The following is a 24,289-nucleotide window of genomic DNA, read 5'->3' on the forward strand; positions in this document are numbered from 1 at the left end:
GATTAGCAAAATAACTTAAATTAGTTTAATTCGAACGGAGGTTTGTCCATGTCCCTGGCTGAACAGGAATTAATTTTGGTTCTCGATTTTGGTGGCCAATATACCCAACTGATTGCCCGCCGAATTCGTGATTGCAATGTGTATTGTGAAATTGAACCTTACAGTATAAACATTGAAAAAGTAAAGGCCAAAAACCCCAAGGGCATTATTTTTTCCGGGGGGCCGTCCAGTGTTTACGGTGAAAAGGCACCTGCCATTGACCCGGCGGTTTATGAGCTTGGTATTCCGGTACTGGGTATTTGTTATGGCATGCAACTTATGACGCATCAACTGCAGGGCAAGGTGGTTCCTGCAGAAATGCACGAATATGGTCGAACAACCTTAAAGGTAATGCAATGTGACAATATTATGAAGAATCTCACCGCCGATGAGGAATGTTGGATGAGCCACGGTGACAGGGTGGAGCAAGTACCACCTGGTTTTCAGGTTATTGCGCAAACTGAAAAGGCACCAGTCGCTGCCATGGCCAATCTGGCAAAAAAACTTTATGCCGTTCAATTCCACCCAGAGGTGATTCATACCCCCAAGGGCATGGAAATTTTAAAGAGTTTCCTTTTTGATATTTGCGGCTGCAGCGGTTCCTGGAGTATGGGTTCTTTCCTAGAAGAGGCAGTGCAGGAGATCAAGCAAAGGGTTGGTCAGCGTCGGGTGCTCTGTGCCCTTAGCGGCGGCGTTGATTCCTCAGTGGCTGCGGTTTTGGTACACCGTGCTGTGGGGGATAATTTGACCTGTGTATTTGTTGATCATGGCCTGCTGCGGAAGAATGAAGCCCAGCAAGTTGTGAAAACCTTCCGGGATCAGTTTAATATTAAGCTAATCCATGTGGATGCCTCAGAACGTTTTCTAGGCAAACTAAAGGGCGTGACGGACCCAGAACAAAAGCGTAAAATCATTGGCACTGAGTTTATCCGGGTCTTTGAAGAAGAATCCAGTAAACTGGGTGAAATTGATTTTCTGGTGCAGGGAACTCTGTATCCAGATGTTGTGGAAAGCGGCACAGCCACTGCTCAGGTAATTAAGTCGCACCACAATGTAGGTGGCCTGCCAGAAGATATGAAATTTGAATTAGTGGAACCATTGCGCTGGCTCTTTAAGGATGAAGTTCGTCGCTTGGGAGGAGAATTGGGTATTCCAGATGAAATTGTCTGGCGCCAACCTTTCCCAGGCCCTGGCTTAGCCGTTCGTATCCTGGGTGAAATCACGAAAGAGAAGCTGGACATCCTACGGGAAGCTGATTTTGTCGTAAGGGATGAAATTAAAAACGCTGGCCTGAACAAAGAAATTTGGCAATACTTTGCCGTATTACCCAATATGCGCAGCGTTGGTGTTATGGGTGATGGGCGTACCTATGCCCATGCCATAGTGATACGAGCTGTCTACAGCCATGACGGCATGACCGCCGACTGGGCCAAGATCCCCCATGATGTACTGGGCAATATCTCCACCCGCCTGGTCAATGAAGTGGCCGAAGTAAACCGTGTGGTTTACGACATCACCTCCAAGCCTCCCGGCACCATTGAGTGGGAGTAGGGTAAAAGTGGCGTAATGCCGGGGTTTATAAAGGTTAGATAGGTTTGATTTCTTAGGGCTGGTGGTTTAGAATTTTGACTGTTTTTTAGGTCATCTAAACCACCAGTTTTGTTTTGCCAGCAAAAGAAAAAACTCAAAGGAACTGGCTGAAATCAAAAAATGACTAAGTGGAAACAGCATTTGGGATACTTGGGGAAAGATATAAGATCAACTGAGGATCGAAGAATAAAAGTAGTATTTAAGGAAAAGTGGCATGATGAAAGCCGAAAATATAAAAAGGAAGCAAAAGAATGGTTCCTTTGCTTTCCCCTGTTGGACGTTATTTGGTAAACAGATCAAGGCGTGTAATGGTTCAAATTAAGATTGATTATCAATGAATGGTACTGGATTGTCTCAAAGGTAGCAAATCGATACAGGATATGGCAGAATATAAGCATATCGAATTAACATAATGAATGGAGAAGTGAAAATTATGAGTAGTTTACCCAATTGCCCAAAATGCAATTCAAAATTCACGTACGATGATGGAAGTCTTTTGATTTGTCCAGAATGTGGTCATGAGTGGACTTTAGAATTAGAGACTGACAATAGTGAAGATAAAAAGATTATCAAAGATGCAAATGGGAATGTCTTAAACGATGGTGATTCTGTAACGGTAATCAAAGACCTTAAAGTAAAAGGAAGTTCATCCGTCTTAAAAATGGGTACAAGAGTAAAAAATATACGTCTGGTTGATGGAGATCATAATATTGATTGTAAAATTGATGGTTTTGGAGCTATGAAATTAAAATCTGAACTGGTTAGAAAGGTCTAAATACAATTTGAAATAAAGAAAAAGAAACGTTTACGGATGATGGATATTCCGGTTTAAGCCCCTGTATTATCCCGGTTGCAGGGGTTGTCTATTCATATTGTTCTCTTCATTTAGGAACGAAAATGACAAGGTTATTTAAGAACGAATGAGAAAAGCCGAAAGGAATAATAGCAATGTTTTAAACCTAAGGGGAGAGACAAATGAGTAGCAACCAAGGGCCATTTACAAAGAATAGCCTGATAACGATGCGGGATGTTGCTTCGGGGCGGGAGTATAAAGGACATATAATAGCGGATTATGGCACCTATTTAGTCATTAATCCGGAGCAAGAGGCCATCATGAATCCCGGTCAACCAATAACGGTAGCTCTTACCGAGCCGGACAAGTCTCTGGTTTTTGATAGTTACATATGCTTCCTGGGTCAAGATTTGAAAAATCAGTTTTGTGTTTATGTACCACCAAATCTGGGTAAAAAAAAGAAACGGAAATACTTACGCTTGGGTGTAGAGTTAACCATGTTGTATCGGGTTGATGAACGAGAGGTTCACACCAAAACGATTAATATTTCTGCCGGTGGGGTTTACTTTTTCACTCCGAAGCGTCTGGTATCCGGGCAGGATATTGAGATTGAGTTACACTTACCGCAGCATACGATCACCATCGGGGCCACGGTTCTCCGCACCATGCTGAATGCAGCAAGCGTGGAGTTTTATGAGGATATGGAAAAGATTCATTTATTGGCGGCATACCTATATCGTTGTTCATTGCTAAAAAACATTCAAGAAGAAACTCCTTAGGGACAAGGGGACAGGCACCTTGTTCCATTCGCTATCGCTCAGGATGACATAGCTGAGGGATGATGGCTAAAGGCCAACGGCTAGTAGATTTTTTGTAAAAATTTGTCCTTTCCTCGTTGACAAAGGAGTGAGCTCTTGTTACTATGAGGTTGTACAAAATGAATTGTTCCGTATATGCTTGGGAATTGGCCCAGGTGTTTCTACCGGGCGACCGTAATTGCCCGACTACGGGAGGGAAAGTGTACCTAGGGTTCCACAACCTTTTGGTTGGTTTGGACCGAGCGGTACAGGCGTTAGCGCGCTACACCGATAGGGATAAAAGCCCAGGCGGTAGGTTTCACTCTATGTGAGGAGACCTATCGTGCTGGGCTTTTTTTGTTTTGGTTGGAGCCTAGCTGCATGAAACTTTTTCCGTAGTAAATAATACCTATGAAACACTTATGCCTAATACAGCTGGAACTGACAACTAAGGGAGGAAATTCAACGTGCTGGAACAGTTATTCAAGCTCAAGGAGAACAACACCACCGTTAGAACAGAGGTGGTAGCCGGTCTGACAACGTTTATGACAATGGCTTATATCCTGTTCCTGAACCCCAATATCTTAGCCGGGACTGGCATGGATAAGAACGCTGTATTTTTTGGTACTGCCGTGGCTGCCGGTATTGTTACAATTGCCATGGGTCTCTATGTAAACTTTCCCGTCGCACTGGCCCCTGGTATGGGTCTGAATGCTTACTTTGCTTCCATTGCTGCCCAGGGACAAGGAATGGCCTGGGAAACAGCATTGGGTGCTGTATTTATTTCTGGTATTATTTTTCTTATTCTAACCGTAACACAGATTCGTCAAATCCTAATGGTTGCTATCCCTAACTCCATGAAGCGGGCTATTACCGTTGGTATTGGTTTATTCATTACCATCGTTGGTTTTAAACTTTCCGAATTAGCCATTGTTGTAGCAGGCCCGGTGATACCGCCTACCTTGGAGGGACTGCAAACGGGCGGCGCAGCGACCCTAAAGTTTTTTGAGTGGAATTTATCCATGGGCTCCTTCCATAATCCATCCGTAATCGTTACTGTTATTGGCCTTGTTATTACGAGTATATTAATGGCCAGACGAGTTAAAGGATCCCTGTTAATTGGTATTCTTTTATCCACCATTATCGGTATACCCTTTGGTGTTACCGTAATTCCTGAGAACTTCAGCCCCTTTGCTTTACCCGATCTGAGCAATGTATATGTTGGTAAATTAGATATTATGGGTGCCCTTGAAATAGGTATCTGGACCGTGGTCTTTACCTTCACCTTTGTGGAACTTTTTGATACCTTTGGTACCCTGGTAGGAACTGCCGGTAAGGCTGGGTTATTGGACGAAAATGGTCAGTCCCCTAAAATTGGTAAAGCCATGCTGGTAGATGCCATGGGTGTTTCCTTTGGTTCCTTTATGGGTACCAGTACCATCACTTCCTATGTTGAAAGTGCTGCCGGTGTTGGCGAAGGTGGACGAACGGGTTTAACTGCGGTGACCGTCGGTGTTTTGTTCCTGTTGGCCCTGGTCATTGCTCCGTTGGCTGGTCTGATTCCCAATGCAGCCACCGCACCTGCCTTAATTATCGTAGGTCTGCTGATGGCATCTGCCATTGGCGACATTGACTTTAATGATTTTACCGAAGGCTTTCCAGCCTTCCTGACATTTATTATCATGCCCTTTACCTATAACATCGCCAATGGTATCGCTGCCGGTATCATTTTCTACACCGTCTTAAAGGTGGTCACCGGTCGTGCTAAAGAAGTACATTGGATGATGTATCTGCTGTTCGTAATTATTGTGGCCCGCTACCTATTCCTGGGTGGCGAGTAAAACTAAAGGAGGTACTGTGATGAAGGCTTTGGTTGGAATTGTTTTAGGCAGCGATTCGGATCTGCCGCTGATGAAAGATACAGTTAAAATGCTGGATCAATTGGAAATCCCCTATGAGGTAACCATATCCTCAGCCCATCGGGCCCCGGATAAAACCGCTGAGTATGCCCGTACTGCCAAGGTCAGGGGATTAAAGGTCATTATTGCCGCAGCCGGGTTGGCAGCCCACCTGCCAGGCGTCATCGCGGCTCATACTGTTTTACCCGTTATTGGCGTGCCAGTAAAATCCGGCGCTTTAGATGGGGTAGATGCCCTTTATTCCATCGCCCAAATGCCACCGGGAATTCCGGTGGCCTCAGTGGCCATCAATGGTGCCAAGAATGCTGCCATATTAGCAGCTCAAATCCTTGCCTTGGCCGATGATACACTGGAAAAAAAGTTATACCGGATGAAGGAAGAGTTGGCCAGGGAAGTGGAGGCCAAGGACAGCAAACTGAAAGAGCTGGGTGTAGAGGGTTACCTTAATAATAAGTAACCGAATTGAAACGGAGGAACCGAACCAATGATAGAACGTTATACCTTGCCCGAAATGAAGCAGATCTGGTCTGATGAAAACAAATTTCAAAAGTGGCTGGATGTAGAAATTGCTGCCTGCGAGGCTATGGCGGAACTAGGACAAATTCCCCAGGAGGCATTGGAAAATATCAAGGCCAAGGCATCCTTTGATGTTGAGCGGGTGCTGGAGATTGAAGAGGTTACCCGTCACGATGTGATTGCCTTCTTGACCTGTGTGGCAGAAAACGTGGGCGAGGATTCTAAGTATATTCATATGGGGCTGACTTCTTCAGACGTGGTAGACACTGCCCAGTGTGTACGTATGAAAGAAGCCGGTGCAATTATCCTCGAAAAATTAGAACGACTGCGTTTGGTACTGCTGGAAAGGGCCAAGGAACACCGTCAAACCCTCATGATTGGGAGAACCCATGGAATTCATGCGGAGCCCATGACCTTTGGTTTGAAGATGCTGCTGTGGGTGGCAGAAACCGAGCGCAACATGGAGCGCCTACAGCAGGCCATTAAGACCGTAAGTGTGGGGGCCATTTCCGGTGCCGTAGGAACCTATGCCAATATTGACCCCAAAATTGAAGCCTATGTCTGCAAAAGCCTTGGTCTCGAACCAGCCCGGGTATCTACCCAGATTTTACAACGGGATCGTCACGCTGAATATCTTTGCACCATGGCAGTCATTGCTGCTTCACTGGATAAGTTTGCTACGGAAATCCGCAATCTGCAGCGGACAGATATTTTGGAAGTGGAAGAGTATTTTAACAAGGGTCAAAAGGGTTCCTCAGCCATGCCTCACAAAAGGAATCCCATCACAGCCGAAAATGTTTCCGGTTTGTCCCGGGTGGTTAAGGCCAATGCCATGGCAGCCCTGGATAATGTGACCCTGTGGCATGAAAGGGATATTTCCCACTCCTCTGCAGAACGTGTGATCATTCCCGACAGTACCACGGCTTTGGACTTTATGCTCTACCGCTTTACCGGCATTATGGAAAAACTGCTGGTGTACCCGGAAAACATGAAACGTAACCTAGAAAAAACCCTTGGCTTAGTATTTTCCCAACGGGTATTACTGGCCCTAGTGGATAAAGGTTTAACCAGGGAAACAGCCTACGAACTGGTACAAAGAAATGCCATGGAAGCCTGGCGCACGGATACTAAGTTTATCGAGCGATTGGAAGCAGATGCAGATATCAAAGGGCATTTAACTTCCCAGGAACTAACCGATCTATTTGATTACAGCTATCATTTATCCCATATCGACGATATTTACGCTCGGTTTGGTTTATAAAAATAAAGTTTATTATCCCCTAAATAGGGGATAATAAGCACCCTGCTAAGCCAATATTCGGCTAGTTAAAAGGAAAGGGGGGAAGGACCTAATTGAAAAAGCTGGAAATGTTGTATGAAGGTAAGGCCAAGAAGGTTTACCGCACCGATAGCCCTGACCATTATTGGGTAGAGTACAAAGATGATGCCACTGCCTTTAATGGACAGAAAAAAGGTACCATTGATAATAAAGGCATCGTCAACAATAAGGTATCTGCCGTGTTCTTTAAGCTTATGGAAAGCAATGGGATTTCCACTCACTTTGTTGAGTTGGTCAATGATCGGGAAATGATTGTTAAGGCCTTGGAAATCATCAAAGTAGAGGTTGTGGTACGCAATATCGTAGCAGGCACCCTGGCAAAAAGAGTCGGATTGCCCGAGGGAACGATTCTGCCGAAAACCGTTCTTGAATATTATTATAAAGATGACGAATTGGGTGACCCCTTAATCAACGCTTCACACATTGCTGCACTCGATCTAGCCACCTCTGAGCAAATGGCCTTCATCAAAGAAACAGCCCTTAAAGTAAATACCATTATGCGAGAATTCCTGGCCCCAGTTAACATTGACCTGATCGATTTCAAATTAGAATTTGGGGTTCACCAAGGTCAAGTCATCCTGGGTGATGAAATTTCTCCAGACACCTGTCGCTTCTGGGATAAAGCCACCGGCGAGAAATTAGATAAGGATCGCTTCCGCAGAGACCTTGGCAATGTGGAAGGAGCTTATCAGGAGGTACTAAGAAGGTTGACTGGGGAAGAATAAACATTGGGCCATGAGTCTTCATACCCCAAATCATAAACAGGCAAAAAAAGCCCAAGTCTCATGGCACATGGCTGTTAAGACGATAGCCAAGATTCGACATTACGCCTATCATATATTAATAAATTCTACCTGAAAAGGTCAACACATTTTTGCTTAACAATAAGATACAAGGAGGGTTTAGCGTGTTTCAAGCAAAGATTTACGTTACCCTTAGGAAGAGTGTACTAGATCCTCAGGGCAATGTGGTTCGTAAATCCCTTTTTGCTCTGGGCTATGACAATGTTCCTGAAGTCCGTATTGGACGGTATATGGTGGTGGATATTGAAGCCGCCGATAGGGATGCAGCAGAAAAACAAGTGCGTGATATGTGTGATAAATTGTTGGTAAACCCGGTGATTGAAGATTATACATTTGAATTGGTGGAGGTGTAAAGCGTGAAATTTGGAGTGGTGGTTTTTCCTGGCTCCAATTGTGACGCCGACTGCCTGCATGCCATCAAAGTTGTCACCGGACAGCCGGCGGAATACATTTGGCATAAAGCCGGCAGCGTGGAGGGTTATGATTGCATTGTGCTGCCCGGGGGTTTTTCCTATGGGGATTACTTACGCTGTGGTGCCATTGCCAGGTTTTCTCCGGTAATGGCACCGGTTATTGAATTTGCCCGCAAAGGCGGCCTGGTGCTGGGAATTTGCAATGGATTTCAAGTTTTGACCGAGGCAGGTCTGCTGCCCGGTGCACTGCATCGCAATAAAAATTTATCTTTTTTATGTCACGATACCTATTTAAGGCTGGAGAACAATAGTACCCCCTTTACAACCCTGGGGAATTTGGGCAGTGTTATGAAGGTTCCCATTGCCCATGGAGAGGGAAACTATTATGTCGATTCGGAAACGCTTAAACAATTAGAAGAAAATAACCAAGTGGTTTTCCGCTATTGTACTAAAGAGGGTGAAATTACCCCAGAGGCCAATCCCAATGGTTCCCTTAACAACATCGCTGGTATTTGCAATGAGCAGGGCAATGTGCTTGGGATGATGCCTCATCCAGAACGCTGTGCCGAGGAAATACTGGGCAATACCGATGGACAAGTTATTTTTAAATCCCTATTGGCAGCCTGGCAGAGGAGGTGTGGCTAATGACAATAGAAGCAAAGGTTTGGCGTGAGATGGGTTTGACCGACTCTGAGTACCAGCGCATTGTAGAAATACTGGGCCGTCAGCCCAATTATGTGGAAATTGGTATCTTTGCTGTGATGTGGTCAGAGCACTGCAGCTACAAAACATCCAAGCCAGCTTTAAAAACCTTACCCACCGAGGGACCGGCCATTCTCCAGGGACCAGGCGAAAATGCTGGCATTGTCGACATCGGTGATGGACAGGCCGTGGTGTTTAAGATCGAAAGCCATAACCACCCTTCGGCCATTGAGCCTTATCAGGGTGCCGCTACTGGTGTGGGTGGTATTTTACGAGATATCTTCACCATGGGAGCAAGACCCATTGCTGTTTTAGATAGTCTGCGTTTTGGGGAGCTTAACGATCCCCGGGTACGTTATCTCTTTGATGGCGTGGTGGCCGGTATCAGCGGTTACGGTAACTGCATCGGTGTACCTACGGTGGGTGGCGAAGTTTATTTCTCAGACAGTTATGAAGACAACTGCCTGGTTAATGTTATGTGTGTTGGTTTAATCGAGCAAAAGGATATTAAAAAGGGTGTGGCCTCCGGTGTCGGCAACCCCGTGATGGTGGTGGGTGCTAAAACCGGTCGGGATGGTATCCACGGAGCGACCTTTGCCTCGGAGGAACTTAGCGAAGCAGCAGCAGAGAGGCGCCCAGCCGTACAGGTGGGGGACCCCTTTATGGAAAAACTGCTATTGGAGGCCTGCCTGGAGGTCATCAAAACCGATTATGTAGTGGGTATTCAGGACATGGGGGCGGCTGGATTGACCAGTTCCTCTTGTGAAATGGCCAGTCGTGCCGGTACCGGCTTAGAAATGGATTTAGCTTTGGTGCCCCGCCGGGAAGAAGGCATGACCCCTTATGAATTAATGCTTTCAGAATCCCAGGAACGCATGCTGTTGGTGGTGAAAAAAGGCAGCGAGGACAAGGTTAAGGAAATATTTGCCAAGTGGGATCTGGACTGTGTGGTGGTGGGACAGGTGACCGAAGACGGTATCCTGCGCCTGAAGGAAGGGGAAGCGGTGGTGGCGGAAATACCAGCCAAGGCCCTGACCGACGAAGCACCCTTATATCAGCGGCCCACGGAGGTTCCCGCTTATTTGGCAGAGGTACAGAATTACCCGCTGGAACAGCTTAATCTGCCGGAAGATTATAACGAGATATTGTTAAAATTATTGGCTTCCCCTAACATTGCCAGCAAGGAATATGTCTATCGGCAGTATGACCACATGGTGGGTCTCAATACCGTGGTACTGCCTGGTTCCGATGCGGCTGTGCTCCGGGTCAAGGGTACCAAAAAGGGAATTGCCATGACCACCGACTGTAATGGACGTTTTTGTTATTTGGACCCAAAGACCGGGGCAGCCATTGCTGTGGCCGAGGCCGCCCGCAATCTGGTGTGCTCAGGGGCCAAGCCGCTGGCTGTCACCAACTGCCTGAACTTTGGTAATCCTGAAAAACCCGAAGTCATGTGGACCTTCTGGCGTTGTATCGAGGGCATGGGAGAAGCTTGCCGGGTCTTGGAAACGCCAGTGACCGGCGGTAATGTTAGCTTATATAACGAAACCAAGGGCAATGCCGTTTTTCCCACACCGACCATTGGTATGGTAGGCCTGGTGGAAGATCTTGATAAAGTCTGCACCCAGGGCTTTAAGGAGGAGGGAGATACCATCTTCCTCATCGGTGAAACTCTGCCGGAGTTGGGTGGCAGCGAATATCTAAAGATGCATTTTGGCCTGGAAAAAGGCCAAGCACCTAAATTGGATTTGGACTTAGAGAAAAGAGTACAGCAATTTGTGCTGTCTGAAATAAAAAGCGGCCTGATTAAATCTGCCCATGATTGTTCCGAGGGTGGTTTAGCAGTAGCCCTGGCCGAGTGTTGCATCACTGGCGGTCTGGGAGCGGATATCACCATGGTGCGTCGGTTCCGGGGGGATGCGCTGCTCTTTGGTGAAAGTCAATCCCGCATCGTAATCTCTACCCCGCCTGACAAAGGGGTAGAATTGGTGAAAAAATTGGTAGATGTCGGTGTACCCTATACTCAGTTAGGCCAGGTGGCCGGGTCAGACCTAAATATTAATGTGGTTAATCCTGGTTGCAGCGGCTGCGGCGGCAATCTAGTCAACCTACCCGTAGCAAAGTTAGAAGAAACCTGGCGGGGGGCGATTGAATGTTTAATGAAATAGACCCCATACTTTACCCGGATAAGCCGGCGGAGGAGTGTGGCATTTTTGGCATTTATGCACCGGGCCTGGACGTGGCCCGGCTTACCTATTACGGTCTTTTTGCCTTGCAGCATAGGGGCCAGGAAAGCGCTGGTATTGCCGTGGCGGATGGCGGCGGCATAGAATTGCGTAAGGGCATGGGTTTGGTGCCGGAGGTTTTTGCCTGTCACAGTTTGGATAGTTTTTCCGGCTTTGCTGCCATTGGTCATGTGCGCTATGCCACCACTGGCTCCAGCCAACCCCTTAATGCCCAACCGCTGGTTTTCCGTTACGCCAAAGGCATGCTGGGTTTATCTCACAATGGCAATCTTACCAATGTTGCGGATCTAAGTATTCAGTTGGCCTCCACCGGATCAGTCTTTCAATCCACCACGGACAGTGAAGTCCTGGTTAACTTAATAGCCCGTTACAATACCAACAGCATCGAAGAGGCCCTCATGAAGTGCATGATCGACGTTAAAGGTGCCTATTCCTTGCTCATCATGACCGAGGATACCCTTTATGCGGCCCGGGATCCCCATGGTTTTCGTCCCCTTTGTCTGGGACGCCTGGGAGAAGGGTATGTGGTGGCCTCGGAATCCTGCGCCCTAACCACGGTAGGTGCCACCTTTATCCGTGACCTGGAACCAGGTGAAATACTGCGCATTGACCGCAGCGGGGTCAATTCCACCCAAGGTCTGAAAGCCCCCCGGCCAGCCCATTGTATTTTTGAGTATATTTACTTTGCCCGCCCCGATAGCACCATGGATGGCTATAATGTCAACAAGGTACGCCGGGAGATGGGGCGTCAATTGGCCCAGGAATATCTGGTAGATGCTGATATCGTGATACCGGTGCCGGATTCCGGTACCGCGGCAGCCAGAGGTTATGCCGAAGAGGCAGGTATTGCCTTTGAAGAGGGGCTGATGAAAAACCGTTACATTGGCCGGACCTTTATCCAGCCCACCCAGCAAATGAGGGAATTAGGGGTACAAATTAAATTAAATCCCATCCGGGAGGTGCTGGAGGGCAAAAGAGTGGTGATGGTGGATGATTCCATCGTACGGGGCACCACCAGTCAAAAGCTCGTGACAATGCTCAGGGAGGCCGGGGCCAAAGAAGTTCATATGGTGATCAGTTCACCGCCAGTTCTGCGGTCTTGCTATTACGGCATTGATACCTCGGATGAAAAGGAGTTAATTGCCGCCAAGATGTCTCAGGATGAGATCTGTCAGTCCATCGAGGCAGACGGCTTGCATTATCTAAGTCTGGAAGGTTTATTACAGATTTTTGCACCAAAAGAAGAGTGCTTTTGTACCGCATGTTTTGATGGAAACTACCCGGTAGAAGTGCCCAAGACGAATAAAAAGGCTAAGAACAGTCTGGAATAGGGGAGTGTAGCGATGACGGAACAAAAAGCAAAGTCCCTTACCTATGCTGGTGCCGGGGTTGATATTGAAGCAGGGAACCGTGCCGTGGGGCTGATGAAACAAGCAGTACGCAGCACCCTGCGACCGGAAGTTCTTACCGAGATTGGCGGCTTTGGCGGACTTTTTGCCTTAAATACAGATAAATATAAGGAACCCGTGTTGGTTTCCGGCACCGATGGGGTGGGCACCAAACTGCGGGTGGCTCAACTGACGGGTGTTCACCATACCATCGGTATTGATGCCGTGGCCATGTGTGTCAATGATATTTTAGTCCAGGGCGCAGAACCACTTTTTTTCCTGGATTACCTGGCTGTGGGTAAGCTCCAACCAGAAAGGGTAGCCGAGATCGTGGAGGGTGTTGCCGAAGGCTGCCGTCAGGCTGGCTGCGCCTTGATTGGTGGAGAAACGGCTGAGATGCCGGGTTTCTATGGCGAAGAGGAATATGATATTGCTGGTTTTGCTGTGGGTGTGGTGGATCGCAGCCGCCTAATAAACGGCAAAGATATTGCACCCGGGGATGTGGTCATAGGTCTCGGTTCCTCGGGCTTACACAGTAACGGTTATTCCCTGGCCCGTAAGGCCCTGTTAGAGGTGTCTGGCTACAGTGTCACTGATTTCCTGCCAGAACTTGGCCGGACAGTGGGGGACGAACTGCTGATGCCCACCCGTATCTATGTTAAATCCGTGCAAAGTCTGCTAGAGAAGTATTCCATTAAGGGGATGGCCCACATCACCGGCGGCGGCTTAACAGAAAATCTTCCCCGGATTCTGCCCCCTGAGGTTCAGGTGGTATTGGATCCCTCGACTTGGCCTGTATTGCCGGTGTTTAAGCTGATTCAAAAAATAGGCCGAGTGGCCCCGGAAGAAATGCTGCGCACCTTTAATATGGGCATTGGTATGGTATTGATCGTTCCGGCAGCAGAGGCAGCGGCGATCATGCAGGATTTAGCAAGCTGCCAGGAGCAAGCCTATCGGATTGGACGGGTGGAGAGCGGTGCGCCACAGGTTCGGTATGAGTCCGTGAAGGTCTGAGGGAGATAATTCTGATGAAAAAATTACGATTAGGTGTTTTGGCCTCGGGCCGGGGTTCCAATTTGCAAGCCATTATGGATCGCTGCCAAGCCGGCTCCCTGGTCGCCGAAGTGGTGGTGGTGATCAGTGATAAACCAGCGGCCTATGCCCTGGAGCGGGCCCGCCGGGCGGGGATTGCCGCCTATGGCCTGGAGATGGCAGCCTTCCCCAGTAAAAGGGAGTATGAACAGGCTGTGGTGGAACTACTTCGGGAGGCCGGCGTACAACTTCTTTGTCTGGCTGGCTATATGAGACTGGTGGGGGAACCTTTATTGCAGGCCTTTCCCAATAAAATAATGAATATACACCCAGCGCTGCTGCCGTCCTTTCCCGGCCTGCATGGTCAAAGGGACGCCCTGCAGTATGGGGTTAAAATATCTGGCTGTACCGTACATTTCATCGACGAAGGTATGGATACAGGACCGATCATTTTGCAGGCAGCAGTGCCGGTTTTAGGTGATGACACCGAAGAGACCCTGGCCGCCCGTATTTTAGAGCAGGAACACCGGCTTTACCCGGAAGCCATTCAACTCTATGCCGAAGGACGCTTAGAGGTCGAAGGCCGGCGGGTGTATATCAAGTAAAGACAAGGGATGGTTCTGCTGTCTGCGGAATAATACGCTGGCCGTGTGCCGTGAGCCATGAGCGAAAGACCCAAAAGCCAAAACCTGCACAAAAGGCCCAGGGCCTTCTGCCAAGGGTTTTAAAGCAAATGGCTAAATTTCGAAAGAAAGGCGTGAAGGTTTGTGCAAGTAAAACGCGCTTTAATCAGTGTATCCAATAAAACGGGTCTTGTTGACTTTGCCCAGGGTCTGGCAGAACTGGGTGTGGAGATTATCTCCACCGGGGGAACAGCCAAAACCTTGCGGGAGGCTGGGGTACCCGTGGTTTATATCTCAGAGGTGACAGGTTTTCCAGAAATTCTGGACGGTCGGGTAAAGACCTTACACCCCAATGTGCACGGTGGCATTCTGGCCATGCGTACCGAGGAACATCTCCGGCAATTAACGCAATACAAGATTACCCCCATTGATCTGGTGGTGGTTAATCTTTACCCTTTCCGGGAGACCATTGCTAAACCCCATGTTAGCCTGGAAGATGCCATCGAGAATATTGATATTGGTGGACCCACCATGGTTCGGGCGGCGGCCAAGAACCATGCCTATGTGGGCATTGTGGTCAATCCCCAAAGATATGGTGAGGTGCTGGCGGCCCTGAAGGAGCGGGGAGAATTATCTGCTAAACTGCGCTTGGCCCTAGCCAGAGAAGCCTTTGCCCACACTGCCAGTTACGATACAGCCATCGCCAATTACTTAGGGCAGGTGACAGATGATGAAATATTCCGCCCGGAATTTAACCTTTCCTTCGTAAAGGCTCAAGAGCTGCGTTACGGAGAAAACCCCCACCAAAGAGCTGCCTTTTATAGAGATCCTGCCATCAGCGGGCCTTGCATTGCCAATGCCCGCCAACTGCACGGCAAGGAACTTTCCTATAATAATATTTTGGATGCCAACAGTGCCTTGGAACTGGTAAGGGAATTTTCCGAGCCCAGTGCGGTTATTATTAAACACAACAACCCCTGTGGTACTGCCACAGCCGAGAGTTTAGTGGCAGCTTATCAAAGGGCTCTTGAAGCAGATCCTGTCTCTGCCTTTGGTGGCATTGTGGCAGTTAACGGCATACTTGATGGAGCAACCGCTGCTGAAATGTCTAGGATTTTCCTAGAGGCCATTATTGCGCCGGACTTTACCGGCGAGGCTTTAGAGATATTGACGAAGAAAGCCAATCTTCGGCTGCTGACCACCGGGGAACTGATAGAGCAAACCAAGGATGTATTGGAAGTTCGTAAGGTTAATGGTGGTCTTTTGGTGCAGGAGGCCGATCGGCTGGTATTAAACATGGATGAGTTGAAGGTTGTTACCGAAAGGCAACCCTCCGCAGAAGAATTAAAAGATCTGCTTTTTGCCATGACTGTGGTCAAGCATGTGAAGTCCAATGCCATTGTGCTGGGCAAGGCCGGCCAAATCATTGGTGTTGGTGCAGGACAGATGAATCGCGTTGGTTCGGCCCGGATTGCCTTTGAACAGGCCGGTGACAAAGCCCAGGGGGCTGTTTTGGCCAGTGATGCCTTCTTCCCCTTCCGGGATACGGTGGACGAAGCGGCCAAGGCTGGGATTAAGGCTATCATTCAGCCCGGTGGTTCCATCCGGGATGAAGAGTCTATTCAGGCTTGCAATGAACATGGCATTGCCATGGTCTTCACTGGTATGAGGCATTTTAAGCATTAGGAATTTAAGATTGGCAGGGGTTAAATAGCTTAGCAGGAGTGGTCTTGTAATGAAAATTTTAGTGGTTGGCGGCGGCGGGCGAGAACATGCCCTGGTCTGGAAGCTTAAACAAAGCCCTCGGGTCAAGGAAATATATTGTGCCCCGGGTAATGCTGGCATCAGCGAAATTGCTACCTGCATTCACGTTGCCGCAGAGGACAATCAAGGTCTGTTAAATTTTGCCCAAAAGGAACAAATTGATCTCACCGTGGTGGGACCGGAAATACCCCTTACCAACGGCATCGTGGATTTATTCCAAAAGGAAGGGCTGAAGATCTTTGGTCCCTCCAAGGCTGCTGCGGAAATTGAGGGCAGCAAAGCCTTGGCCAAGGATATTATGGCCAAATACAATATCCCCACAGCCCGTTATGCCACCTTTGAAGAAGCAGAGGAAGCCAGGGCCTATGTGCGGCAATACGGGGCCCCCTGTGTCATCAAGGCCGATGGCTTAGCCGCAGGCAAGGGAGTCATTGTAGCCATGGATGATGAAACCGCTTTGGCTGCAGTGGATATCATTATGGCCGAACGGGCCTTTGGCAAAGCCGGGGATCGGGTGGTCATTGAAGAATTTTTACAGGGGGAAGAAGTAAGTATCCTTGCCTTTGTGGAGGGGGAAACCATTGTCCCCATGGTGGCCTCCCAGGATCACAAACGGGTGGGTGATCAAGATAGCGGCCCCAACACCGGTGGCATGGGGGCCTATGCCCCGGCACCGGTCTATACACCGGAACTGGCCAAAATTGTGGAGAGAGATATTCTCTACCCCACCGTAAAAGCTTTGGCCGCCGAAGGCCGGCCCTATCGGGGTGTGCTCTATGCCGGTTTAATGGTAACTCCCCAGGGACCCAAGGTATTGGAATTTAACGCCCGTTTTGGTGATCCGGAGACTCAGCCGGTACTTGGCCTGCTGGAGACCGATTTGGTGGATATTATGGAAGCCATCTTAGAAGGGAACCTAGCCCAGCAATCGGTGCAGTGGAAGGATCAGGCCGCCGTCTGCGTGGTAATGGCTGCCAAGGGCTACCCCGGGGAATATGAAAAGGGTATGCCTATTTCCGGTTGTGATCAGGTTCCTGCCGGAGTCGAAGTATTTCATGCTGGGACAACCCTAAAGGATGGCCAAGCCGTTGTATCTGGCGGCCGAGTCTTAGGCGTAACCGCCGTCGGCCCAGATATCTCCACAGCCATTGAGCAGGCTTATCAGGGAGTAAAGGCTATCCATTTTGAGGGAGCACACTATCGATCAGACATCGCCCACCGGGCATTAAACAGAGAATAGCCATCCGCTAAATAGCGGTCTATGAACAACGATGTTATTGAATTATTGAAAAGGCCAAACTGTCAAACATAATCTGACGGTTTGGCCTTTCGTTGTCTTAGCCGAAGAAAAAGACCCAAAAGAAAACATTCAAATAAAGCGGCAGGCTATTCTTGGTTCTCACGTTCAAATACCACTTCAACCTTTGAGAGAGCTTCTGGTTGGGAACGAAAGTAAATCGTTCTACTTGGATAGGCCATGGATACGCCTGCTTCTTCGAATACCTGCATAATAATAAAATTAATTTCTTCTTTTACTTTCAAAAATTCTTCCCAAACAGTTGTCTTGGTAAAGAAATAGAGGAAAATATCGAGGCTGTTCTCGTTAAAGCTATCAAAGGTTACAAAAATTGTATCCGGGTGAATAGCCGGATGGTTTTTTAACACATTCTTTATTTGGCTTACCGTTTTTTCTAATTTAGCCTTGGGTGTATCATAGGTAACTCTTAAATTGAACGTAATACGTCGTTTTCCCATTTTACTCCAGTTGGTAATGTTTTCGTTAGCTAGGGTTGCATTGGGTACTGTTACAACTGCTTGGGCAAAAGTCCGTACCTTTGTACTGCGAAAAGTAATATCCTCCACAGTACCTTCAACGCTAGGGGTCATTATCCAATCACCGATGGAAAAAGGTTTTTCAGTAATAATAACTACGCCGCCAAACAAGTTGCCAATAGCATCCTTTGCTGCCAATGCAAAGGCCAGGCCTCCTAAGCCAAGTCCGGCTACAAAACCGTTTACATCATAATCAAATTCTTGAGCGATAATGCTAAAGCTGATGGCAATTATAATAAAGCGGATAGCTTTTGAAATAAAGGGGATTAGTATTTGGTCGATTTCTATGTTCATTCGTTCATTTATTTTATTAAATAGAATGGATGAACGAGAAGAGAGATTGTATAATCCCCAAGCAACAATAACGATTACAGAAGACCGGATTATTTTTAAGAATATAGGGTTTGTTTGCTCAATATAAGGAAAATAACCGGCTGAAACATAAATACCAATGATGATAAAGAGCCAGCGAAAAGGGTGTTCAAATGAAAGACATAGGTGAGAGAAAAAATCAGTAGGTGTTTTTTTACTTATAAATAAAATTAGTCGGAAAACGTATTTGGTAAAAAGCTTTCTAAATAACAAAAAGAGTAACAGAATACCAATGGAAATGCCAAGGCTTTCAAGGTTCTCATGGGGCATGCTAAATCCTTCCTTTCAAGGGGTGGGCTTGTATTTTTGCATGATTCACCTGGATGCTGCCTGCAGACGCTCACTTAGTGCGCGAGCCTAAAGTGAAATTTATAAAACGAGTGGAGACGTGAGGGTATAAAATGTTAACCACCTATGAGTATATCTAAAACCGCTCCTCAGGGGAACAACAAGAAGAAAAGTTTTTAATTTTGTTTATAGTGTTTATAGGGTCAGGCTGCTTGGCTTCAAAAATAATTTGTTACTTTAAAATAATAATATCATAAAGGATTTAATGCTTTAACGTCGAAAAGGGGTAGAGGAAACATATGATAAAAAGCTTATTTTGGTCATAATAATAGATAGCACGGGGGGGATTTCCTTGAAATATCAGGGTAAATTAAAAGATAAACTCAATGACCGCCTTTTCGAAGCGGTTTTGTCCCTGGAGAATATTGATGAATGCTATCAGTTCTTTGAAGATATATGTACCGTATCCGAACTCCGCTCCCTGGCTCAACGACTGGAAGTGGCAAAAATGTTGGAAGCCAATCGAACTTATGGTGAAATTGCCACGAATACCGGGGCAAGCACAGCGACCATCAGTCGGGTTAAGCGCTGCTTAAATTATGGGGCTGACGGTTACAAGCTGGTATTAAGGAGGCTGGCTGATCCCAGCCCAGTACAAAATGACAAATCAAAAGAATAAAAGAGGTGACTCTATGACATCAAGCAGATTTGGCCGCCTGGCACCCGGTGTGCGGGATGTGCTGCCTGCGGAAGCTCACTTAATGCGCGGGCTTAAGGAAAAGTTCACAAAACTAGTGGAGACCTGGGGGTATAAAGAAGTTGTTACCCCTACCTTTGAGTATATGGAAAACCTGTCCTCTGAGGAACTGCAGGAAGAGAAGTTTTTTAAGTTTTTAGATCGCCAGGGTCATCTGATGGCCCTGCGCCCGGATATGACCAGGCCGATGGCCCGCCTTGTGGCCACCCGCATGAAGGGTATAACACCGCCCTTGCGTTTGTTTTATTTGGCCAATGTATTTAACTATGAATTACCCCAGGTGGGGCGTCAGAGGGAATTTTATCAAGCTGGGGTAGAACTGATGGGCCCCTCTTCCCCAGGCGCAGATGCCGAAGTGGTAGCCCTGGTGGCAGAATATCTTAAGCAAACCGGGCTGGAGGATTTCCAAATTAGCATTGGCAATGTAGGGATATTTCATGGTTTAGTGGAGCAACTGGGGCTGCCCAGGGAAGTGGCCCAGGACCTTAAGGAAGCACTGGGCAATAAGGATTTTGTGAAAGTGGAAGAAATCTTGGCTTCCCATGCGGCTACCCCGGAGGAAGCCCGTCGGGCTTTAGATTTAATTGAACTGAGGGGTGGGCCGGAAATTTTAGACCGGGCCAGTGAACTGGCTCAACCGGGACCGGCCGCAGATGCCATTGAGAATCTGCACCAGCTTTATCAGGGTCTTACTTGTTATGGTGTGGAAAAAAATATTACACTGGATCTCGGCCTTTTGCGGGGTCTGGATTATTATACAGGACTGGTCTTTGAAGGCTATACCGTTGCCATGGGTTTTCCCATTTGTGGTGGTGGCCGCTATAATAAGTTGCTGGCCAATTTTGGTTACCCCATGCCTGCCACTGGCTTTGCCGTGAACCTGGAGCGTGTATTGGTGGCCTTGGAGCGTCTACAGGGTCCCCCGAAGGAACCAGCACCAGATGTACTGGTGGCTTGGGAGGATGGGAGTCTGGCTAAGGCTCTGCAAGTGGCTAGGGAACTCCGGGAGCAAGGCCAGAAGGTGGTTATTGCCCTATTCGAATATCCACCAACCAAAGCCAAGGCGGAAGCCAGAAGCCTGGGGGCTGCCAGGGGGATTTATGTTGATAAGGATGGCAATAGTAGGGAGTTGGTTTTTTAGGATAAAAACCCTTTTGTCATCCGAGCGAGAGTGAAGGATATTAATGCTAACCTTTCAATGGACTCATAGCAAATAGAAAAACGCCGGTAAATCGGCGTTTTTCTATTATATTAGGGTAAACGAAGCTTCATCTCGATAATTATTATCTTGTTACCGCGGAACCCATTATAAAACGAATAGTATAAATTGCAATTAATTATTCTACATGGAAAACTTTCTCTTGACACCGACTAATTATACATTTACCATACTATTATATTAATAATTTAATAAGTTAAAGAGGTGATAATGTGGTAGCAGCCAAAGATTTATTGACCATTGCCATACCCAAGGGGACCTTGTATAAGGAAACCGTAAAACTCATGGGTTTGGCTGGTTTGGATATAGAGTTTATGAAGGATCCCGGGCGTCAACTACTGCTGCAATCGGAAAAGGAAGCAGTACGCTTTATTATCTGTCGGCCCACAGATATTCCCACCTACGTTGAATATGGGGCAGCAGATCTGGGCTTGGCGGGGAAGGATACCATCATGGAACAACATAAGGATGTATATGAGCTTTTAGATCTAAAATATGGCGGTTGTCGCTTTGTGGTGGCTGTTCCTAAGGGAAAAGAGGAGCAAGAACTTCAGTTTTGGAATCAAACCAGGGTAGCCACTAAATTTCCCCGCATCGCAGAGGAATTTTTTCGCCACCAGGGTATGCAAATGGAAATTGTTAAACTGCATGGCAATATTGAATTGGCACCCATTGTGGGTTTGGCAGAAATGATTGTGGATTTAGTATCCACCGGACGCACCCTGCGTGAGAACAATCTAATACCTGTGGCAGATGTTTTGAGTTCAACCACCCGGTTAATTGCTAACAGAGTTAGCCATCGGTTAAAGAGTGATAGAATCAATCCCCTGGTAGAAAGAATGAGGCAAGTGGTGGAGGAGGGGACGCTAAATGGGGCTGGTTAGGGTTATCAAATCAACCGATTTGACAGAGATTAATAGTTTATTGCTGAATCGGACAGAACAACAGGGGGAAATTGCCCAACGAGTTGCTTCCATTATACAGGAAGTAAGGGAACAGGGTGATCAAGCCCTATGTTTTTTTGCCCGACGTTTTGATAAGGCTAACCTGGCACCAGCAGACCTCAGGGTTAGTCCAAAGGAAATTGAAGAAGCCTACCAACAAGTGGATCAGGAGGTTTTAGCTTCCCTCCGACTGGCCAGGGAAAGGATTGAGAACTTCCACCAAAAACAGCTCTCGCGCTCCTGGTTTCAACCAGATTCTGAGGGTACGGTGCTGGGTCAGTTAATCATACCCCTGGAGCGGGTAGGGATCTACGTGCCTGGCGGTACCGCTTCTTATCCCTCCTCTGTGTTAATGAATGCAGTTCCTGCCAAGGTAGCCGGGGTTGCACAAATTGTTATGGTTACACCGCCCATGAGTAACGGGAAGGTCAACCCCTACACCCTGGTGGCTGCGGCGGAAGCCGGAGTGGCTGAAATTTATAAAGTGGGCGGGGCCCAGGCAGTGGCGGCTCTGGCCTACGGCACAGAAACCATTGCCCCGGTAGACAAAATTACTGGGCCTGGTAATATTTACGTAACCCTGGCTAAGAGACAGGTTTATGGAGTCGTGGGCATTGATATGCTGGCTGGCCCCAGTGAAATTTTACTGGTGGCTGATCATACCGCCAAACCAGATTGTGCGGCGGCGGATATGCTTTCACAGGCTGAACATGATGCCCTGGCCTCGTCCATTTTATTGACCCACGATACTGCCCTGGCCGAGGCAGTAAGCCTAGAACTTAAGCGACAGCTTGCGGAACTGCCGCGACAGGAAATTGCTCGCCAGTCGCTGGCCAGGCATGGTGCCATTATTCTAACAGAAAGCATTGACGAATCCCTGCAGTGGGCCAATCGTTTCGCGCCAGAACATTTGGAGATCCTGGTGGATGACCCCATGAAGTATTTAGGCAAAATAAAACACGCCGGCGCAATTTTCCTGGGTCATTATTCCCCTGAGCCAGTGGGTGACTATCTGGCCGGGCCAAACCATGTGCTGCCCACCGGTGGTACTGCTCGCTTTTATTCCCCGCTAAACGTGGATACCTTTATGAAAAAATCCAGTGTCATTGCCTTTTCGGAGGAAAGTTTGCAAAGGCTGGGACCGGATATTATACGTCTGGCTGAGGTGGAGGGTTTACAGGCCCATGCCAATGCTGTTAAAGTGCGTTTACGTTAAAGGATGTGAAAAAGATGCGTGAGACTTTTAATGTTGCCAACCTGATTCGCCCTGATTTAGAGAAGCTGATACCCTACGATGCTCACCTGTATCCCGATGTCATCAAATTGGATGCCAATGAAAACCCCTTCCCCTTCCCGGAAGAAATAGCAAGGCAGCTTGGAAGCCTGGTGGCTGGTGAACTGGTGACACGTTATCCAGACAGTGAAGCCACTGAACTACGTAAAGCCATTGCCCAATATTGCCAGGTGTCTCCAGAGCAGGTTATGGCAGGCAATGGCTCCGATGAACTGATACTTAATATATTATTAACCTTTGGTACCGATGGGCGGGTGATTATTACCAATCCAACCTTTTCCATGTATAAAATACACGCCATGATTGCCGGTGCCAGAGTCATTCCGTCACCCCGACGCGGTGATTTTTCCGTTGATGTACCTGCACTGATAAGTTATGCCAGAAAACCTGAGACCAGGGTTGTGTTTATTTGTTCTCCCAATAACCCTACCGGTAACAGTTCCACCCTGGAGGAAATAGAGGGTATTTTGCAGCAGGTCAGTTCCCTGGTGGTGGTGGATCAGGCCTACCTGGAATTTGGCGGAGAGGACTTTACGCCACTATTAAATAAGTACCCAAATTTAGTTATCCTGCGTACCTTCTCCAAGGCCTTTGCCCTGGCTGGTCTGCGGGTGGGTTACATGCTGGCCCACCCAGATGTGCTGCGTCAAATTAAAAAGGTGAAACAACCCTTTAATTTAAATTCCTTTTCCCAGGCAGCCGTTAAGGTGATTTTAGAACATACGGCTTTGTTTCAGGAACAAATTAAGGCCATCAAAGAACAAAGAGAGCAGGTTTATCGACAACTTCAGGGGCTGGAAGGAGTAACTCCTTTCCCCTCACTGGCCAACTATATTCTTTTCCGAACCAATTACAGCAGTAAAGTTATCTATCAGGGGCTTTTAGAAAAAGGTGTTCTAATTCGTAAGCTGGGCGGGCCAGAATTGCCCGGTTTCCTGCGCGTTTCTGTGGGCACCCTGGAGCAAAATAAAATCTTTATCGAAGCACTGGCCGAGGTTCTCGATCAGCTAAGGGAGGCCTGTCAGGATGCAAAATAGACAGGCAAAAATTGAACGGTTAACCTCTGAAACAAACATTGCCATAGAAGTGAATCTTGATGGCAGCGGTCAGTTTCAGATTGCCACGGGTGTTGGTTTTTTTGATCACATGCTTTGTTTATTTGCTAAACATGGGGCCTTGGATTTGGTGATTAAAGCCCAGGGGGATACCTATATTGATGATCACCATACCGTAGAAGATGTAGGGATTGCTTTGGGTCAGACCATACGGCAGTCCCTGGGAGATAAAAGTGGTATTGTCCGTTATGGCCATGCCCTGGTGCCAATGGATGAAGCGTTGGTGTTGGTGGCTTTGGATCTTAGCGGCAGGGGACACTTGGAATTTGATTTACCCTTACCCACAGCGAAAGTGGGGAATTTTGACACGGAACTGGTGGAGGAATTTTTTCGGGCATTGGCCCTTAATGGCGGCCTGACCCTACATGTTCGGATGTTCAATGGCCGTAATACACATCATATTATCGAAGGGGCCTTTAAGGCCCTGGGCCGGGCTTTGCGCCAGGCTGTAGCCAGGGACCAGAGATTGACCGGGATTCCCTCCACCAAGGGAGTGTTGTAAC

General features: G+C 47.6%; 22 protein-coding genes and 1 riboswitch. Of the genes, 21 read left to right on the forward strand and 1 reads right to left on the reverse strand.

Translation table 11 applies throughout. The features are described from left to right. Positions 1-48: 48 nt before the first annotated feature. The 15 genes from guaA (at position 49) to purD (ending at position 17,204) form a co-directional block, all read left to right on the forward strand. Positions 49-1,590, forward strand: a complete 1,542-nt coding sequence (guaA, locus tag V6C11_RS03110) for a glutamine-hydrolyzing GMP synthase (RefSeq protein ID WP_333529617.1) — start codon at positions 49-51, stop codon at positions 1,588-1,590. 472 nt (positions 1,591-2,062) lie between these two features. Further along, entirely contained in the window at positions 2,063-2,404 is a 342-nt protein-coding gene (locus V6C11_RS03115) for a zinc ribbon domain-containing protein YjdM (RefSeq protein ID WP_333529618.1), read from the forward strand. A gap of 200 nt (positions 2,405-2,604) precedes the next feature. After that, positions 2,605-3,201, forward strand: coding sequence for a PilZ domain-containing protein (locus V6C11_RS03120; RefSeq protein WP_333529619.1), 597 nt, complete (start codon positions 2,605-2,607; stop codon positions 3,199-3,201). Between the two features lie 148 nt (positions 3,202-3,349). After that, positions 3,350-3,449: riboswitch (purine riboswitch) on the forward strand. Between the two features lie 237 nt (positions 3,450-3,686). Then, positions 3,687-5,060: an NCS2 family permease gene (locus tag V6C11_RS03125; RefSeq protein ID WP_333529621.1), complete on the forward strand. Its 1,374-nt coding sequence runs from the start codon at positions 3,687-3,689 to the stop codon at positions 5,058-5,060. 19 nt (positions 5,061-5,079) lie between these two features. Then, positions 5,080-5,595 carry a 5-(carboxyamino)imidazole ribonucleotide mutase gene (gene purE, locus V6C11_RS03130; RefSeq protein ID WP_333529622.1) on the forward strand — a complete coding sequence of 172 codons (516 nt, stop codon included), beginning with the start codon at positions 5,080-5,082 and terminating at the stop codon, positions 5,593-5,595. A 27-nt stretch (positions 5,596-5,622) separates the two neighbouring features. After that, a complete protein-coding gene (purB, locus tag V6C11_RS03135; RefSeq protein ID WP_333529623.1) occupies positions 5,623-6,915 on the forward strand; it encodes an adenylosuccinate lyase in 1,293 nt (430 codons plus the stop codon). Positions 6,916-7,007: 92 nt separating this feature from the next. After that, entirely contained in the window at positions 7,008-7,718 is a 711-nt protein-coding gene (gene purC / locus V6C11_RS03140) for a phosphoribosylaminoimidazolesuccinocarboxamide synthase (RefSeq protein ID WP_333529624.1), read from the forward strand. Positions 7,719-7,900: 182 nt separating this feature from the next. Next, on the forward strand, positions 7,901-8,149 hold the full coding sequence (purS, locus tag V6C11_RS03145; RefSeq protein WP_333529625.1) for a phosphoribosylformylglycinamidine synthase subunit PurS: 249 nt from the start codon (positions 7,901-7,903) through the stop codon (positions 8,147-8,149). A gap of 3 nt (positions 8,150-8,152) precedes the next feature. Next, complete coding sequence (gene purQ / locus V6C11_RS03150; RefSeq protein ID WP_333529626.1) at positions 8,153-8,854, forward strand: phosphoribosylformylglycinamidine synthase subunit PurQ; 702 nt, start codon at positions 8,153-8,155, stop codon at positions 8,852-8,854. Then, positions 8,854-11,079, forward strand: coding sequence for a phosphoribosylformylglycinamidine synthase subunit PurL (gene purL / locus V6C11_RS03155; protein ID WP_333529627.1), 2,226 nt, complete (start codon positions 8,854-8,856; stop codon positions 11,077-11,079). The genes purQ and purL overlap by 1 nt, the downstream gene beginning before the upstream one ends. Then, positions 11,064-12,488 (forward strand): amidophosphoribosyltransferase, encoded by a 1,425-nt coding sequence (purF, locus tag V6C11_RS03160; protein WP_333529628.1) that lies wholly within the window; start codon positions 11,064-11,066, stop codon positions 12,486-12,488. The genes purL and purF overlap by 16 nt, the downstream gene beginning before the upstream one ends. A 12-nt stretch (positions 12,489-12,500) precedes the next feature. Beyond that, positions 12,501-13,559, forward strand: a complete 1,059-nt coding sequence (purM, locus tag V6C11_RS03165; protein WP_333529629.1) for a phosphoribosylformylglycinamidine cyclo-ligase — start codon at positions 12,501-12,503, stop codon at positions 13,557-13,559. Between the two features lie 14 nt (positions 13,560-13,573). Continuing rightward, on the forward strand, positions 13,574-14,182 hold the full coding sequence (gene purN / locus V6C11_RS03170) for a phosphoribosylglycinamide formyltransferase (protein WP_333529630.1): 609 nt from the start codon (positions 13,574-13,576) through the stop codon (positions 14,180-14,182). Between the two features lie 162 nt (positions 14,183-14,344). After that, positions 14,345-15,886 (forward strand): bifunctional phosphoribosylaminoimidazolecarboxamide formyltransferase/IMP cyclohydrolase, encoded by a 1,542-nt coding sequence (gene purH / locus V6C11_RS03175; protein ID WP_333529631.1) that lies wholly within the window; start codon positions 14,345-14,347, stop codon positions 15,884-15,886. A gap of 49 nt (positions 15,887-15,935) precedes the next feature. Further along, the gene (gene purD / locus V6C11_RS03180; RefSeq protein ID WP_333529632.1) at positions 15,936-17,204 is read left to right on the forward strand and encodes a phosphoribosylamine--glycine ligase; all 1,269 of its coding nucleotides are present in this window, start codon (positions 15,936-15,938) and stop codon (positions 17,202-17,204) included. A 146-nt stretch (positions 17,205-17,350) separates the two neighbouring features. On the opposite strand, the gene V6C11_RS03185 is transcribed toward purD, so the two are convergent. Continuing rightward, complete coding sequence (locus V6C11_RS03185; protein WP_333529633.1) at positions 17,351-18,439, reverse strand: mechanosensitive ion channel family protein; 1,089 nt, start codon at positions 18,437-18,439, stop codon at positions 17,351-17,353. A gap of 370 nt (positions 18,440-18,809) precedes the next feature. Here V6C11_RS03185 and V6C11_RS03190 point away from each other — a divergent pair, with 370 nt between their 5' ends. The 6 genes from V6C11_RS03190 to hisB all read left to right on the forward strand — a co-directional run bounded on the left by V6C11_RS03190 (position 18,810) and on the right by hisB (position 24,288). After that, positions 18,810-19,136 (forward strand): YerC/YecD family TrpR-related protein, encoded by a 327-nt coding sequence (locus V6C11_RS03190; protein WP_333529634.1) that lies wholly within the window; start codon positions 18,810-18,812, stop codon positions 19,134-19,136. Between the two features lie 13 nt (positions 19,137-19,149). Next, positions 19,150-20,355, forward strand: coding sequence for an ATP phosphoribosyltransferase regulatory subunit (gene hisZ / locus V6C11_RS03195; RefSeq protein WP_333529635.1), 1,206 nt, complete (start codon positions 19,150-19,152; stop codon positions 20,353-20,355). A gap of 290 nt (positions 20,356-20,645) precedes the next feature. Beyond that, the gene (hisG, locus tag V6C11_RS03200; protein WP_333529636.1) at positions 20,646-21,317 is read left to right on the forward strand and encodes an ATP phosphoribosyltransferase; all 672 of its coding nucleotides are present in this window, start codon (positions 20,646-20,648) and stop codon (positions 21,315-21,317) included. Continuing rightward, positions 21,304-22,593, forward strand: coding sequence for a histidinol dehydrogenase (hisD, locus tag V6C11_RS03205; protein WP_333529637.1), 1,290 nt, complete (start codon positions 21,304-21,306; stop codon positions 22,591-22,593). Before hisG ends, hisD begins: the two co-directional genes overlap by 14 nt. A gap of 14 nt (positions 22,594-22,607) precedes the next feature. After that, positions 22,608-23,708, forward strand: coding sequence for a histidinol-phosphate transaminase (gene hisC, locus V6C11_RS03210; protein ID WP_333529638.1), 1,101 nt, complete (start codon positions 22,608-22,610; stop codon positions 23,706-23,708). Next, complete coding sequence (gene hisB / locus V6C11_RS03215; RefSeq protein ID WP_333529639.1) at positions 23,698-24,288, forward strand: imidazoleglycerol-phosphate dehydratase HisB; 591 nt, start codon at positions 23,698-23,700, stop codon at positions 24,286-24,288. The genes hisC and hisB overlap by 11 nt, the downstream gene beginning before the upstream one ends. The last annotated feature ends 1 nt before the right edge of the window (position 24,289 follow it).

It is taken from the genome of Desulfotomaculum sp. 1211_IL3151 (genome assembly GCF_036763075.1).
Taxonomy (GTDB): domain Bacteria; phylum Bacillota; class Desulfotomaculia; order Desulfotomaculales; family Desulfotomaculaceae; genus Desulfotomaculum.

Bases quoted from the DNA above. Each gene is read 5' to 3' on its own strand.
- guaA (WP_333529617.1), top strand. From the start codon at position 49: ATGTCCCTGGCTGAACAGGAATTAATTTTGGTTCTCGATTTTGGTGGC.
- V6C11_RS03115 (WP_333529618.1), top strand. From the start codon at position 2,063: ATGAGTAGTTTACCCAATTGCCCAAAATGCAATTCAAAATTCACGTAC.
- V6C11_RS03120 (WP_333529619.1), top strand. From the start codon at position 2,605: ATGAGTAGCAACCAAGGGCCATTTACAAAGAATAGCCTGATAACGATG.
- purE (WP_333529622.1), top strand. From the start codon at position 5,080: ATGAAGGCTTTGGTTGGAATTGTTTTAGGCAGCGATTCGGATCTGCCG.
- purB (WP_333529623.1), top strand. From the start codon at position 5,623: ATGATAGAACGTTATACCTTGCCCGAAATGAAGCAGATCTGGTCTGAT.
- purL (WP_333529627.1), top strand. From the start codon at position 8,854: ATGACAATAGAAGCAAAGGTTTGGCGTGAGATGGGTTTGACCGACTCT.
- purF (WP_333529628.1), top strand. From the start codon at position 11,064: ATGTTTAATGAAATAGACCCCATACTTTACCCGGATAAGCCGGCGGAG.
- purM (WP_333529629.1), top strand. From the start codon at position 12,501: ATGACGGAACAAAAAGCAAAGTCCCTTACCTATGCTGGTGCCGGGGTT.
- purN (WP_333529630.1), top strand. From the start codon at position 13,574: ATGAAAAAATTACGATTAGGTGTTTTGGCCTCGGGCCGGGGTTCCAAT.
- purD (WP_333529632.1), top strand. From the start codon at position 15,936: ATGAAAATTTTAGTGGTTGGCGGCGGCGGGCGAGAACATGCCCTGGTC.
- V6C11_RS03185 (WP_333529633.1), bottom strand. From the start codon at position 18,439: ATGCCCCATGAGAACCTTGAAAGCCTTGGCATTTCCATTGGTATTCTG.
- hisZ (WP_333529635.1), top strand. From the start codon at position 19,150: ATGACATCAAGCAGATTTGGCCGCCTGGCACCCGGTGTGCGGGATGTG.
- hisD (WP_333529637.1), top strand. From the start codon at position 21,304: ATGGGGCTGGTTAGGGTTATCAAATCAACCGATTTGACAGAGATTAAT.
- hisC (WP_333529638.1), top strand. From the start codon at position 22,608: ATGCGTGAGACTTTTAATGTTGCCAACCTGATTCGCCCTGATTTAGAG.
- hisB (WP_333529639.1), top strand. From the start codon at position 23,698: ATGCAAAATAGACAGGCAAAAATTGAACGGTTAACCTCTGAAACAAAC.